Annotated in this window: 14 protein-coding genes; 7 read left to right on the top strand and 7 right to left on the bottom strand. The window is 65.3% G+C overall.

Going from position 1 to position 12,733, the window contains the following annotated elements:
- Positions 1–10 precede the first annotated feature (10 nt).
- From ureE to ACZ9C1_RS04585, 5 genes are read right to left on the bottom strand one after another with little or no spacing between them, the layout of a single operon-like run.
- On the bottom strand, positions 11–496 hold the full coding sequence (ureE, locus tag ACZ9C1_RS04605; RefSeq protein WP_139670926.1) for an urease accessory protein UreE: 486 nt from the start codon (positions 494–496) through the stop codon (positions 11–13).
- A gap of 10 nt (positions 497–506) precedes the next feature.
- Positions 507–2,210: an urease subunit alpha gene (ureC, locus tag ACZ9C1_RS04600; RefSeq protein ID WP_102682313.1), complete on the bottom strand. Its 1,704-nt coding sequence runs from the start codon at positions 2,208–2,210 to the stop codon at positions 507–509.
- On the bottom strand, positions 2,207–2,524 hold the full coding sequence (locus ACZ9C1_RS04595; protein WP_110699374.1) for an urease subunit beta: 318 nt from the start codon (positions 2,522–2,524) through the stop codon (positions 2,207–2,209). The genes ureC and ACZ9C1_RS04595 overlap by 4 nt, the downstream gene beginning before the upstream one ends.
- 10 nt (positions 2,525–2,534) lie before the next feature.
- Positions 2,535–2,837, bottom strand: a complete 303-nt coding sequence (locus ACZ9C1_RS04590; protein WP_139670924.1) for an urease subunit gamma — start codon at positions 2,835–2,837, stop codon at positions 2,535–2,537.
- A gap of 10 nt (positions 2,838–2,847) precedes the next feature.
- On the bottom strand, positions 2,848–3,681 hold the full coding sequence (locus ACZ9C1_RS04585) for an urease accessory protein UreD (protein ID WP_457378100.1): 834 nt from the start codon (positions 3,679–3,681) through the stop codon (positions 2,848–2,850).
- 283 nt (positions 3,682–3,964) lie between these two features.
- On the opposite strand from ACZ9C1_RS04585, the gene ACZ9C1_RS04580 reads away from it, so the two are divergent.
- The 5 genes from ACZ9C1_RS04580 to ACZ9C1_RS04560 all read left to right on the top strand — a co-directional run bounded on the left by ACZ9C1_RS04580 (position 3,965) and on the right by ACZ9C1_RS04560 (position 8,045).
- A complete protein-coding gene (locus ACZ9C1_RS04580; protein WP_046855821.1) occupies positions 3,965–4,333 on the top strand; it encodes a glyoxalase superfamily protein in 369 nt (122 codons plus the stop codon).
- Positions 4,330–4,683, top strand: a complete 354-nt coding sequence (locus tag ACZ9C1_RS04575) for a hypothetical protein (RefSeq protein WP_110699731.1) — start codon at positions 4,330–4,332, stop codon at positions 4,681–4,683. Before ACZ9C1_RS04580 ends, ACZ9C1_RS04575 begins: the two co-directional genes overlap by 4 nt.
- A gap of 120 nt (positions 4,684–4,803) precedes the next feature.
- Entirely contained in the window at positions 4,804–5,823 is a 1,020-nt protein-coding gene (locus tag ACZ9C1_RS04570; protein ID WP_038706002.1) for a branched-chain amino acid aminotransferase, read from the top strand.
- Between the two features lie 172 nt (positions 5,824–5,995).
- Positions 5,996–6,676: a response regulator transcription factor gene (locus tag ACZ9C1_RS04565; protein ID WP_038706001.1), complete on the top strand. Its 681-nt coding sequence runs from the start codon at positions 5,996–5,998 to the stop codon at positions 6,674–6,676.
- The gene (locus ACZ9C1_RS04560) at positions 6,654–8,045 is read left to right on the top strand and encodes a sensor histidine kinase (protein WP_476253663.1); all 1,392 of its coding nucleotides are present in this window, start codon (positions 6,654–6,656) and stop codon (positions 8,043–8,045) included. Before ACZ9C1_RS04565 ends, ACZ9C1_RS04560 begins: the two co-directional genes overlap by 23 nt.
- Positions 8,046–8,163: 118 nt before the next feature.
- Here the strand turns inward: ACZ9C1_RS04560 and cysS are convergent, their stop codons facing one another.
- Positions 8,164–9,546: a cysteine--tRNA ligase gene (gene cysS / locus ACZ9C1_RS04555; protein ID WP_430944135.1), complete on the bottom strand. Its 1,383-nt coding sequence runs from the start codon at positions 9,544–9,546 to the stop codon at positions 8,164–8,166.
- Between the two features lie 9 nt (positions 9,547–9,555).
- On the bottom strand, positions 9,556–11,259 hold the full coding sequence (locus ACZ9C1_RS04550; RefSeq protein WP_102682320.1) for a glutamine--tRNA ligase/YqeY domain fusion protein: 1,704 nt from the start codon (positions 11,257–11,259) through the stop codon (positions 9,556–9,558).
- A gap of 248 nt (positions 11,260–11,507) precedes the next feature.
- On the opposite strand from ACZ9C1_RS04550, the gene ACZ9C1_RS04545 reads away from it, so the two are divergent.
- Together ACZ9C1_RS04545 and ACZ9C1_RS04540 are read left to right on the top strand one after the other, a co-directional pair.
- Positions 11,508–12,008, top strand: coding sequence for a peptidylprolyl isomerase (locus tag ACZ9C1_RS04545; RefSeq protein ID WP_102682321.1), 501 nt, complete (start codon positions 11,508–11,510; stop codon positions 12,006–12,008).
- Positions 12,005–12,727, top strand: coding sequence for a UDP-2,3-diacylglucosamine diphosphatase (locus ACZ9C1_RS04540; protein ID WP_046855827.1), 723 nt, complete (start codon positions 12,005–12,007; stop codon positions 12,725–12,727). Before ACZ9C1_RS04545 ends, ACZ9C1_RS04540 begins: the two co-directional genes overlap by 4 nt.
- Positions 12,728–12,733 lie beyond the last annotated feature (6 nt).

Below are 12,733 nucleotides of genomic sequence, written 5' to 3'. Positions count from 1 at the left end.
CAGGGTGAGGTCAGGAATGGGCTGGCAGGCGCACGAACGGGTGGTCATGGCCGTGGGAATGGCTGTGAGGTGCGCTCTGGTAGGCGCCGGCCTCGGGCTCGAACGGTGCCTGTTCGGCCACCACCTCCAGCCCCAGGCCACGCAGCATGTCGTCGAGCACATGGTCGTGCTGGAAGCGCAACAGGCCCGGCTCGATCTGCAGCGGTACGTGGCGGTTGCCCAGGTGGTAGGCGGCGCGGGCCAGCAGGAGCGGATCGGCGCAGCGCACAGTCGAGACCGTCTCGGGAGCAGCGAGCACGCGAATGACCTGCTGGCCTTCAGCATCGGCCAGCAGTTCACCGCCTCGCAGCAGATGGCCGCGCTCGAGCATCAGCCCAGCCTCGCGACCATCGTCCAGGGTGACGCGCAGGCGGCTCTTGATGCGGCTGTCGACATCCAGGGTGACGGTGCCGGTGATGGCTTCGGACTCAGTGATCCGACGGGTGAGGACAATCATGTTCGCTCCTTCAGAACAGGAAATAACGCTGCGCCAGCGGCAACTCGTGCGCCGGCTCGCACACCAGCAGCTCGCCATCGGCGCGAACCTGGTAGGTCTGCGCGTCGACTTCGATCAGCGGTTGCAGGGTGTTGTGGACCATGTCGGCCTTGCGTACCCGCCGGCAACCGTGGGCCACACCGATCAGGCTCTGCAGCTTCAGTTGCTCGGGCAGGCCACGATCCAGTGCGGCCTGGGGCAGGAAGGTCATGCGCGTGGCATGCCGGGCCGCGCCCAGGGCGCCGAACATCGGCCGGTAGTGCACCGGTTGCGGGGTCGGGATCGAGCCGTTGATATCGCCCATCGGCGCCGTGGCAATCATCCCGCCCTTGAGCACCAGCGCTGGCTTGACCGCGAAGAACGCCGGCGCCCACAGCACCAGGTCGGCCAGCTTGCCCACCTCCACCGAGCCGACCTCGTGGGCGATGCCGTGGGTCAGCGCCGGGTTGAGGGTGTACTTGGCGATGTAGCGCTTGACCCGGAAGTTGTCGCTGTAGCTGCTGTCCGGGGCCAACGGGCCGCGGCGCAGCTTCATCTGGTGCGCTACCTGCCAGGTGCGCAGCACCACCTCGCCGACCCGCCCCATGGCCTGGGAGTCGGACGAGGTCATGGCGAAGGCGCCCAAGTCGTGGAGGATGTCCTCGGCGGCGATGGTCTCGCGGCGGATGCGCGATTCGGCGAAGGCGACGTCCTCGGCGATGCTCGGGTCCAGGTGGTGGCAGACCATGAGCATGTCCAGGTGCTCGTCCACCGTGTTCACGGTGTAGGGCAGTGTCGGATTGGTCGAGGAAGGCAGCACGTTGGCCTGGCCCGCTGCGCGGATGATGTCCGGCGCGTGGCCGCCGCCCGCCCCTTCGGTGTGGAAGGTATGGATGGTGCGATCGCCGATGGCGGCGAGGGTGTCCTCGATGCAGCCCGACTCGTTGAGGGTGTCGGTATGGATCGCCACCTGGATGTCCATTTCCTCGGCCACGCCCAGGCAACAGTCGATGGCGGCAGGCGTCGAGCCCCAATCCTCGTGCAGCTTGAGGCCCACGGCGCCAGCGGCGATCTGCTCGCGCAGGGCTTCGGGCCGCGAGGCATTACCCTTGCCCAGCAGGCCGATGTTGATCGGCAGGCAGTCGGCGGCCTGGAGCATGCGCGCCAGGTACCAGGGCCCCGGGGTGCAGGTGGTGGCGTTGGTGCCGGTGGCCGGCCCGGTGCCGCCGCCGATGAAAGTGGTCACGCCGCTGGTCAGCGCCTCCTCCACCTGCTGCGGGCAGATGAAGTGGATATGCGAGTCGATGCCGCCGGCGGTGACGATCTTGCCTTCGGCGGCAATCACCTCGGTGCCCGGCCCTACCGGTACCGTGACGCCGGGCTGAACATCAGGATTGCCGGCCTTGCCGATGGCGGCGATACGGCCATGCTTGACGCCGATATCAGCCTTGACGATGCCCCAGTGGTCGATGATCAGCGCATTGGTCAGCACCAGGTCCATGGCCTCGGCCGCGAGCATCTGGCCCTGGCCCATGCCGTCGCGGATCACCTTGCCGCCGCCGAACTTGACCTCCTCGCCGTAGATCGTGAAGTCCTTCTCCACCTCCACCCACAACGCGGTGTCGGCCAGGCGCACGCGGTCACCGACGGTAGGCCCGAACATGTCGGCGTAGGCCTGGCGGGAAATGCGGCTCATGCCCTGCCCTCCAACACGCCCATCACCTTGCCCTGAAAGCCATACACCTCGCGCTTGCCGGCGTAGGCCACCAGTTGCACGGTGCGCGCCTGCCCCGGTTCGAAGCGCACCGCGGTGCCGGCCGGGATGTCCAGGCGAAAGCCCCGGGTCGGCTCGCGCTCGAACACCAGGGCGTCGTTGACTTCGTAGAAGTGGTAGTGCGAGCCCACCTGCACCGGGCGGTCGCCATGGTTGGCCACGCTGACGCTGACGCTCTGGCGGCCGACATTGAGCTCGATGTCGCCTGCGGCGACCTGGACTTCTCCGGGAATCATGCCGGCCTCCTCAAACGATGGGTTCATGCACGGTCACCAGCTTGGTGCCGTCGGGGAAGGTCGCTTCGACCTGGACGTCGTGCAGCATTTCCGGCACGCCGGCCATCACCTGCTCGCGCACCAGCACCTCGCGGCCCAGGCTCATCAGATCGGCGACCGTGCGGCCATCGCGGGCGCCTTCGAGCACCGCGGCGCTGATCAACGCCACCGCCTCCGGGTAGTTCAGTTTCAGGCCACGGGCCAAGCGCCGCTCGGCCAGCAAGGCGGCGGTGAACAGCAGCAGTTTGTCTTTCTCTCGCGGGGTCAGCTCCATGGCGGCTCTCTCAGGTGGCCCAGATGCGCGGCGGGCACGGCGCCAGGCCAAGCACGGCCGGGCGCAGCAGGTGCCAGAGGCGCTGCAGGTTGCGTTGCAGGTGTTGGTTGTCGTGGTCGAGCAGGCGGATCACCAGCAGTGAGCCGAGCAGCGTCGCGCCAGCTGGGGTGTCGAGTTCGTCGAGAACCTGACGCACCCGCTCCAGCATCGCTGAGTCGGCGGGCGCTGCGCAGAAGGTGGCGAGCAACGGGTGCCCGGCCACCTTGCCCAGCTGCCCGCCCTCGATGCGCAGGCGCTCGTGCAGGCCGGGGTCGCCGGGCAGTTCGATGCGCAGGCGGCTGTCCAGCGCGCCCTCTTCGAAGCGCTCGTTCATCACCGGGCGACCCAGGCACAGCGTCTCCCAGGCCAGCAGGCGCGCACCGGGCTCTAGGCTGAAACAGTTGTCGAGGCAGGCGCGGGCGCCATTGAAAAAGATACTGTCCTGCGGCAGCCATTCCAGAGTGCTGCCGGCGGCGAGGTGAAAGCGCTGGGCGAGCCGTGCGGTGGGGCCGATGCTGCGGTAGAACTTGCTCGCGCCGGGCATCGTCAGCAAGGCATGGCTGCCGGGCTCGAGGTGGACATCAAGTTCGAGGCGGTCGCCGGCGACGATGCCCCCTGGCGGGTGCAGCACATAGACATGGCATGGCGCACCCTCCGGATAGAACGGCCGCTGCACCAAAAGAGGTCCGACATGACGCCGCGCACCAAGGCGGGTCACGTCATCGCGCTGGATGAAGCGCAACTGCAGGTGGGCGCTCCAGCCCGGGTCTGCCTGCGGTGGATCGATCTGCTGCGCCAACGACATCCTCAAACCCCTGAAATCCATGGCCTGACGGCCGGATGAGGGCCCTGCTCGGGGCGCTTGCGGGCGCGCCGGGCTGACCACTCGATCAATATTCGCTGGAGGGATATAGCAGGGAGCGGGCCAACTGCGCAGATGAACGATGATGAAACTTTCGAACCGTCAGTCATGCCGCAAGGCTGCGGGCCAGAGCGGCTGCGCCCGGACGCGCAATTCAAGTGCCTGCCGGCGTGGCGAAGTAGGCTAAAGTGACCACCCTGCCCTTTTTCGAGCCAAGGATGCCCCCATGCAATTCGCCCCCGCCATTCCGATTCTGCGGATCTTCTCGGTCGACAAGGCCCGGGAGTTCTACCTTGATTTCCTGGGTTTCCAGCTCGATTGGGAACACCGCTTCGCCCCGGACCTGCCGCTGTACATGCAGATCCACCGCGACGGGTTGATCCTGCACCTGTCCGAGCACCACGGCGACGCCACGCCCGGCTCGGCGGTGTTTGCCCGGGTCGAGGACCTCAAGGCGCTGGAGCGCGAACTGCTGGCCAAGCGCTACGGCTACGCCCGCCCGCAGGCCGAGGCGGTCGACTGGGGCCTGGAAATGCAGGTTGCCGACCCGTTCGGCAACCGCCTGCGCTTCTGCCAGCAGATCGACAACGTCTGATGGCCAGCGGCAAGCGTGCCCTGGCGCGCCTGGAGCGGGAGATGGTCGCCTGCCTGACCGAAGCCTGCGCCACTGCTCAGGGCGAGATCGTCGGTTTCGCCTGGCTCACCCACCAGGTGGACCTCAACGACTTCCCCGCCAGCCTGCGCATCACCTGGGTATTCACCGACGACACCGACAAGGCTCGCGCGCTGGCCGGCACGGACAAGGCACGGATGATCGCGCTGACTGGCCAGGCGCTGAGCGACGCGGGGATCGCGCTGGACCATGTGGCCTGGCATGTGCGTTTCGACAGCGAAGAAGCCTGCTGGCGCGATCATGGCGGGGACTGGAACCGGCGCTTGCGCTGAACCATGTGGCCCGCCCCTACAGATCTCCTACAGTTCCCGATCCGCGCCGGATGTATTAAGGTGGCGGGGTGCGCATATAAAAGCAGCCCGCCGTGTTCGGGCAAGAGCAATGAGGGTGTCATGAGTAACGAAAGCATTAACTGGGACAAGCTGGGTTTCGACTACATCAAGACTGACAAACGTTACCTGTCCGTATGGCGTAACGGCGAGTGGGACAAGGGCACCCTGACCGAAGACAATGTGCTGCACATCAGTGAAGGCTCCACCGCCCTGCACTATGGCCAGCAGTGCTTCGAAGGCCTGAAGGCCTACCGTTGCAAGGACGGCTCGATCAACCTGTTCCGCCCTGACCAGAATGCCGCGCGCATGCAGCGCAGCTGCGACCGCCTGCTGATGCCACGCGTCTCGACCGAACAGTTCATCGAAGCCTGCAAGCAGGTGGTCAAGGCCAACGAAAAATTCGTTCCACCGCACGGCAAAGGCGCCCTGTACCTGCGTCCGTTCGTGATCGGCACCGGTGACAACATCGGCGTGCGCACCGCCCCCGAGTTCATCTTCTCGGTCTTCGCCATCCCGGTCGGTTCGTACTTCAAGGGCGGCATGACCCCGCACAAATTCCTCATCTCCGACTTCGACCGTGCCGCCCCGCAAGGCACCGGCGCGGCCAAGGTCGGCGGCAACTATGCGGCCAGCCTGCAGCCAGGCTATGAAGCCAAGAAAGCCGGCTTCGCCGACTGTATCTACCTCGACCCGCTGACCCACAAGAAAATCGAGGAAGTCGGTTCGGCCAACTTCTTCGGCATCACCGCCAACAACGAATTCGTCACGCCGAAGTCGGTCTCGGTGCTGCCGGGCATCACCCGCCTGTCGCTGATGGAACTGGCCGAATCGCGCCTGGGCCTTAAGGTCATCGAGGGCGACGTGGAAATCGACAAGCTCGACCGTTTCGTCGAAGCCGGTGCCTGCGGTACCGCCGCGGTGATCACGCCGATCGGTGGCATCCAGTACAACGGCAAGCTCCACGTATTCCACAGCGAAACCGAAGTCGGCCCTGTGACGCAGAAGCTGTACGCCGAGCTGACCGGTATCCAGAGCGGTGACGTCGAGGCGCCAGCGGGCTGGATCGTCAAGGTCGTTTAAGCCTGTGCCGTCATGAGAAAGGGGCGTGCCAGCAATGGCACGCCCCTTTTCCTTTACTGCTGCGCCATCGCCCGGTCAGCCACGGCAGTATTGCGTAGATGAATTTTTCTTAAATCGCCGGTTGTCTATTCTTTGGCACAATCAGGTCTCCACTCGCCGCCCAGGAACCAGCATGCCACGCGTACTGACCATCGAAGACGACGCTGTCACCGCCCAGGAAATCGTCGCCGAACTGTCCAGCCACGGTCTGGAAGTCGACTGGGCCGACAATGGCCGTGAAGGCCTGGCCAAGGCCATCGCCGGCGGCTACGACCTGATCACCCTGGACCGCATGCTGCCCGAGGTCGACGGCCTGACCATCGTCACCACCCTGCGCAACCTGAAGATCGCCACGCCGATCCTGATGATCAGCGCACTGTCGGACGTCGACGAGCGTGTGCGCGGCCTGCGCGCCGGCGGTGACGACTACCTGACCAAACCGTTCGCCTCCGACGAGATGGCCGCCCGGGTCGAGGTGCTGCTGCGCCGCAATAGCGTGCCGATGACCCAGACCCGCCTGCAGGTCGCCGACCTCGAGCTGGACCTGATCAGCCACGAAGCCCGCCGCGGCGAACAGGCGCTGAACCTGCTGCCCACCGAATACAAGCTGCTCGAGTACCTGATGCGCCACTCCGGCCAGGTGATCACCCGGATGATGATCTTCGAGGAAGTCTGGGGCTATCACTTCGACCCTGGCACCAACCTGATCGACGTGCACATCGGCCGCCTGCGCAAGAAGATCGACTCGCCCGGCCAGAACCCGCTGATTCGCACCGTGCGGGGCTCCGGCTATGCCATTGCCGAACCCGTCTAAGGGCTGGAGCTCCTCCACCAGCCGCCTGCTGGCGCTGTACAGTTTCCTGTTCGTGGCCTGGAGCAGCATCCTCATGGGGGTGCTGTACTTCGAGGTCAGCAGCTACCTGAACAAGCTCACCCGCCACTCGATGCTGCAACGCCAGCACCTGTTCGCCCACATGAGCGGCAAACAGCTGGATGACGCGCTGGTGGCAAGCCAGGCCTTCGAGGAACGCAGCTTCGACGCCTATGGTTTGTTCGACGCTCAGCTCAACCCGATCGGCGGGCGCATCCGCACCCTACCCCCGGAGCTGGGCCTGGACGGCAAGGTCCATGAACTCAAGCGTTGCCTGGACGCCGACGACCCCCACCTGCCCCGCGACAGCTGCGACGCCGTGGCGATCAAGGTGCAGGACGGTCGCTGGCTGGTGCTGGTGCGCGACAACGGCTCGCTGTTCGTAGTGACGAGGATCATCCTCGACGCCCTGCTCTGGGGTATCTCGCTGACCTTGATTCCGGGCTTCGCCGGCTGGTACCTGCTGCGGCGCAGGCCGCTCAAACGCATCCGCGCAATCCAGGCCCAGGCCGAGCTGATCGTCGCCGGCGACCTCACCCACCGCCTGCCCCTGTCGGCCCGGCGCGACGAATTGGACATGCTTGCCGCCATCGTCAACGCCATGCTCGACCGCATCGAGCGGCTGATGCACGAGGTCAAGGGCGTCTGTGACAACATCGCCCACGACCTGCGCACGCCACTGACACGCCTGCGCGCCCAGCTCTACCGCATCCGCCAGCAAAGCAGCAGCGACTCCGCTGAAGGCGCGGCGCTGGATCAGGCGATTGGCGAGACCGACACGCTGATGGCACGCTTTCGCGGCCTGCTGCGCATCAGCGAACTGGAAGACCGCCAGCGCCGCGCCGGCTTCGTCCGGCTCGACCCGCAGGGGCTGCTGGTGGAGCTTCATGACTTCTACCTGCCGCTGGCCGAGGATGGCGGTATTCGCCTGCACCTGGAGCAGCCTGCGCAGTTGGCGGCGCTGCATGGCGACCGGGAGTTGTTGTTCGAAGCCCTGGCCAACCTGGTGGGCAATGCCATCAAGTTCACCCCCGAAGGCGGACAGGTGCGTATCGTCGCCAGCGAGGACGAGGCCGGCGTGCATATTGCAGTCGAGGACAGTGGGCCGGGGATCCCGGCGGATGAGCGCGAGGCGGTGTTGAAGCGCTTCTACCGCAGCGAGGAAGGCCATCGCCACGCGGGGTTCGGGCTGGGGCTGTCGATCGTCGCGGCGATTGTCGACTTGCATGGGTTCGGGCTGGAGGTGGCCAGCAGTGCACTGGGTGGGGCAAAACTGGTGCTGCATTGCCCGTTGGCGGGGCCGGCAAAGTAGCAGCCTGAAAAGCATCGCGGGGCAAGCCCGCTTCCACATTGACACCCAATTGCAGGTGCGTCGACGTGGGAGCGGGTTTGCCCCGCGACTGGGCCGCACAGCGGCCCCGGTTGCAGTATCAGTCCGCCAGGCGCCAGGTAGTGGTGCCCTTGCTGTCTTCCAGCACCACGCCCATGGCGGCCAGGTGGTCGCGGATGCGGTCGGATTCGGCCCAGTTCTTGTCGGTGCGCGCCTGCAGACGCGCCTGGATCAGCGCCTCCACTTCGGCGGCATCGACCTTGCCCTCTGCACCGGCGCGCAGGAAGTCATCGGCTTCCAGTTGCAATACACCCAGCACATCCCCCAGCTCGCGCAGACGACCGGCCAGGCCGGCGGCGGCCTCGGGGTCGCTGTCACGCAGGCGGTTGATCTCGCGCACCAGGTCGAACAGCACCGCGCAGGCCTCAGGCGTGCCGAAGTCGTCGTTCATCGCCACGGTGAAACGCTCGACGAACGCCTCGCCACCCTGGGCAGCCACGCGCGGCAGGCCACGCAGCGCATGGTAGAAACGCTCGAGCGCGCCCTTGGCGTCGCGCAGGCTGTCCTCGGAGTAGTTGATCGCGCTGCGATAGTGGCTGGCCACCAGCAGGTAACGCACCACTTCCGGGTGGTACTTGTCGAGCACGTCGCGGATGGTGAAGAAGTTGTTCAAGGACTTGGACATCTTCTCGCCATTGATGCGGATCATGCCGCAGTGCATCCAGGCGTTGGCGTATTGCTTGCCGGTGGCCGCCTCGCTCTGGGCGATCTCGTTCTCGTGGTGCGGGAACTCCAGGTCGCTGCCGCCACCGTGGATGTCGAAGCTCTCGCCCAGGCAGCAGGTGGACATCACCGAGCACTCGATGTGCCAGCCCGGACGGCCCGGGCCCCACGGTGAATCCCAGTACGGCTCGCCGGGCTTGACGCCCTTCCACAGCACGAAGTCCAGCGGGTCCTGCTTGGCCTCGTCGACTTCGATGCGCGCGCCGATGCGCAGGTCTTCGATCTTCTTGCGTGACAGTTTGCCGTAGCCGACGAACTTGCCGACCCGGTAGTACACGTCGCCATTGCCCGGCGCGTAGGCGTAACCCTTGTCGATCAGGGTCTGGATCATCGCGTGCATGCCGGGGATATGGTCGGTGGCACGCGGCTCCAGGTCCGGCTTGAGGATGCTCAGGCGGCGCTCGTCCTCGTGCATCGCGTCGATCATTCGGGCGGTCAGCGCGTCGAACGACTCGCCGTTCTCGTTGGCCCGGTTGATGATCTTGTCGTCGATGTCGGTGATGTTGCGCACATAGGTCAGTTCATAGCCGCTCTTGCGCAGCCAGCGGGTGACCAGGTCGAAGGCCACCATGCTGCGGCCGTGGCCCAGGTGGCAATAGTCGTACACGGTCATGCCGCACACGTACATGCGCACCTTGTTGCCGTCCAGCGGCTTGAAAACTTCCTTGGTCTTGCTCAGCGTGTTGTAGATGGTAAGCACGAAGGTTCCTCAGCTGCCCCACGAGTCGCGCAGGGTCACGGTGCGGTTGAACACCGGGCGACCCGGCTGGGAGTCTTTCAGGTCGGCGCAGAAGTAGCCTTCGCGCTCGAACTGGAAGCGGTCTTCCGGTTGGGCCTGGCCCAGGGAAGGTTCCGCGCGACAACCGCTGAGCACCTGCAGCGAATCGGGATTGATGTTGTCGAGGAACGTGCCGCCGTCTTCGGTCTTCTCTGGGTTGGCCGAGCGGAACAGACGGTCGTACAGACGTACTTCGCACTCGATGCTGCCTTCAGCCGGCACCCAGTGGATCACGCCCTTGACCTTGCGGCCTTCGGGGTTCTTGCCCAGGGTGTCCGGGTCGTACGAGCAGCGCAGCTCGACGATGTTGCCTTCGGCGTCCTTGATCGCCTCGTCGGCGCGGATCACGTAGCTGCCGCGCAGGCGCACTTCACCGGCCGGCTCCAGGCGCTTGTAGCCCTTGGGCGGCTCTTCCATGAAGTCGTCGCGGTCGATGTACAGCTCGCGGGCGAACGGCAGCACGCGCACGCCCATGTCTTCCTTCGGATGGCGCGGCAGTTCGAGCTGCTCGACCTGTCCCTCGGGGTAGTTGGTGATGACCACCTTCAGCGGGCGCAGCACGCACATGGCGCGCGGCGCGGTGCGGTCGAGGTCGTCACGGATGCTGAACTCGAGCATCGCCATGTCGACCACGCCGTCGGAACGGTTGGTGCCGATCATCTCGCAGAAGTTGCGGATCGAGGCCGGGGTGTAGCCGCGGCGGCGGTAACCCGACAGGGTCGACATGCGCGGATCGTCCCAGGCCTCGACGTGGCCTTCGTCCACCAGTTGCTTGAGCTTGCGCTTGGAGGTGATGGTGTAGTTCAGGTTCAGGCGGCTGAACTCGTACTGGCGGGGGTGCGCCGGCACCGGCAGCTTGTCGAGGAACCAGTCGTACAGTGGACGGTGGCTTTCGAACTCCAGGGTGCAGATCGAGTGGGTGATGCCTTCGATGGCGTCCGACTGACCATGGGTGAAGTCGTAGTTGGGGTAGATGCACCACTTGTCACCGGTTTGGTGGTGGTGGGCATGGCGGATACGGTACAGGATCGGGTCGCGCAGGTTCATGTTCGGCGAGGCCATGTCGATCTTGGCGCGCAGCACGCGCTCGCCGTCCTTGAACTCGCCGGCCTTCATGCGGGCGAACAGGTCCAGGTTGTCCTCGACGCTGCGCTCGCGGAACGGGCTGTTCTTGCCTGGCTCGGTCAGGCTGCCGCGGTATTCCTTGGCCTGCTCGGGGGTCAGGTCGCAGACGTAGGCGTTGCCCGACTTGATCAGCTCCACGGCCCAGGCGTGCAACTGGTCAAAGTAGTCGGATGCATAGCGCACCGGGCCTGCCCATTCGAAGCCCAGCCACTTGACGTCACGCTGGATGGAGTCGATGTACTCCTGGTCTTCCTTGGCCGGGTTGGTGTCGTCGAAACGCAGGTGGCAGGCGCCGCCGAATTCCTTGGCCAGGCCGAAGTTGACGCAGATCGACTTGGCGTGGCCGATGTGCAGGTAGCCGTTGGGCTCCGGCGGGAAACGGGTGACGATGCTCTGGTGCTTGCCCGCGTCCAGGTCGGCCTGGACGATCGGCCGCAGGAAGTTCACAGGGACGGCGGGGGCGCCTTTGGCAGCGGCGTTTGGCGCGTTGTCGGCAGTGGGCTTGCTCATAGTGTCCTTGAATGCAGGTAGCCGGCCGGGTAGGCCGATTGAATCAAAGGGCCTATCATAGCCGAAGCAGTCAAGCTGCTGACAGCCGGAGCACCGACAAAGTGGCGCGTTTTGTCGCCGCAGCGGTCTACAATCCGGCACAATGGCGCCCCAGTGGCGTGTGCCGCGGCTGCCTGATCCTGCGTCAGGTTATCCGAGCGCAGCGCGCACCCTATTTCCCGAATGCCTTGAAAGAGCGAATTTTCAGCATGTCCAAAGTCAAACTGAGCACCAACCACGGCGATATCGTCCTGCAACTGAACGCCGAGAAAGCCCCGCTGACCACCGAGAACTTCGTTCAGTACGTCAAGGACGGCCACTACGATGGCACCGTGTTCCACCGCGTGATCAAGGGCTTCATGATCCAGGGCGGCGGTTTCGAGGCTGGCATGAGCCAGAAGAAAACCCGCGCCAGCATCCAGAACGAAGCCGACAACGGCCTGAAGAACACCAAGTACAGCATCGCCATGGCCCGTACCATGGAGCCGCACTCGGCCTCCGCGCAGTTCTTCATCAACGCCTCCGACAACGACTTCCTCAACCACAGCGGCAAGAACGTCCAGGGCTGGGGCTACGCGGTGTTCGGTGAAGTGATCGAAGGCAAGGAAATCGTCGACGCCATCGAAAAGGTCGCCACTGGTTCCAAGGCCGGCCACCAGGACGTGCCGAAGGACGACGTGATCATCGAGAAAGCCGAGATCATTGAGTGATACTGCTGATCTCCGATCTGCACCTGCAAGAAGAACGCCCGGACATTACCCGGGCGTTTCTTGATCTGCTCGACGGCCGCGCCCGCCACGCCAAGGCGCTGTACATCCTCGGCGATTTCTTCGAGGCGTGGATCGGCGACGATGCGATGACGCCCTTCCAGCAGTCGATCTGCCAGGCCCTGCGCCGGCTGAGCGACAGCGGCACGGCGATCTACCTGATGCACGGCAACCGCGACTTCCTTATCGGCCAGGCGTTCTGCGACGCCGCCGGCTGCACCCTGCTGGCCGACCCCAGCGTGGTCGAGCTCGGTGGCGAGGCGGTGCTGCTGATGCATGGCGACACCCTGTGCACCCGTGACGTGGCCTACATGAAGCTGCGCCGCTACCTGCGCAACCCGCTGACCCTGTGGATCCTGCGGCACCTGCCGCTGGGCACGCGGCACAAGCTGGCGCGCAAGCTGCGCAGCGAAAGCAGCGCGCAGACACGCATGAAGAGCACCGAGATCGTCGATGTCACCCCCGAGGAAGTGCCCAAGGTGATGGCCGCCCACGGCGTGCGCACCCTGGTCCACGGCCACACCCATCGACCGGCGCTGCACAAGCTGGTGGTCGATGGCCAGCCGGCACGGCGTATCGTGCTGGGCGACTGGGACCGGCGTGGCTGGGCGTTGCAGGTGGATGAACAGGGTTTCCAGCTGGCCCCGTTCGACTTCTCCTGAAACATC

Source organism: Pseudomonas sp. TE21435 (genome assembly GCF_056279265.1).
Note: the sequence above shows the minus strand (reverse complement) of the source record. Positions and strands in the feature narration are given on the sequence as shown.

Bases quoted from the DNA above. Each gene is read 5' to 3' on its own strand.
- ACZ9C1_RS04560 (WP_476253663.1), top strand. From the start codon at position 6,654: ATGCCATTGCCGAACCCGTCTAAGGGCTGGAGCTCCTCCACCAGCCGC.
- ACZ9C1_RS04595 (WP_110699374.1), bottom strand. From the start codon at position 2,524: ATGATTCCCGGAGAAGTCCAGGTCGCCGCAGGCGACATCGAGCTCAAT.
- ACZ9C1_RS04585 (WP_457378100.1), bottom strand. From the start codon at position 3,681: ATGTCGTTGGCGCAGCAGATCGATCCACCGCAGGCAGACCCGGGCTGG.
- ACZ9C1_RS04550 (WP_102682320.1), bottom strand. From the start codon at position 11,259: ATGAGCAAGCCCACTGCCGACAACGCGCCAAACGCCGCTGCCAAAGGC.
- ACZ9C1_RS04545 (WP_102682321.1), top strand. From the start codon at position 11,508: ATGTCCAAAGTCAAACTGAGCACCAACCACGGCGATATCGTCCTGCAA.
- ACZ9C1_RS04580 (WP_046855821.1), top strand. From the start codon at position 3,965: ATGCAATTCGCCCCCGCCATTCCGATTCTGCGGATCTTCTCGGTCGAC.
- ACZ9C1_RS04590 (WP_139670924.1), bottom strand. From the start codon at position 2,837: ATGGAGCTGACCCCGCGAGAGAAAGACAAACTGCTGCTGTTCACCGCC.
- ureE (WP_139670926.1), bottom strand. From the start codon at position 496: ATGATTGTCCTCACCCGTCGGATCACTGAGTCCGAAGCCATCACCGGC.
- ureC (WP_102682313.1), bottom strand. From the start codon at position 2,210: ATGAGCCGCATTTCCCGCCAGGCCTACGCCGACATGTTCGGGCCTACC.
- ACZ9C1_RS04565 (WP_038706001.1), top strand. From the start codon at position 5,996: ATGCCACGCGTACTGACCATCGAAGACGACGCTGTCACCGCCCAGGAA.
- ACZ9C1_RS04570 (WP_038706002.1), top strand. From the start codon at position 4,804: ATGAGTAACGAAAGCATTAACTGGGACAAGCTGGGTTTCGACTACATC.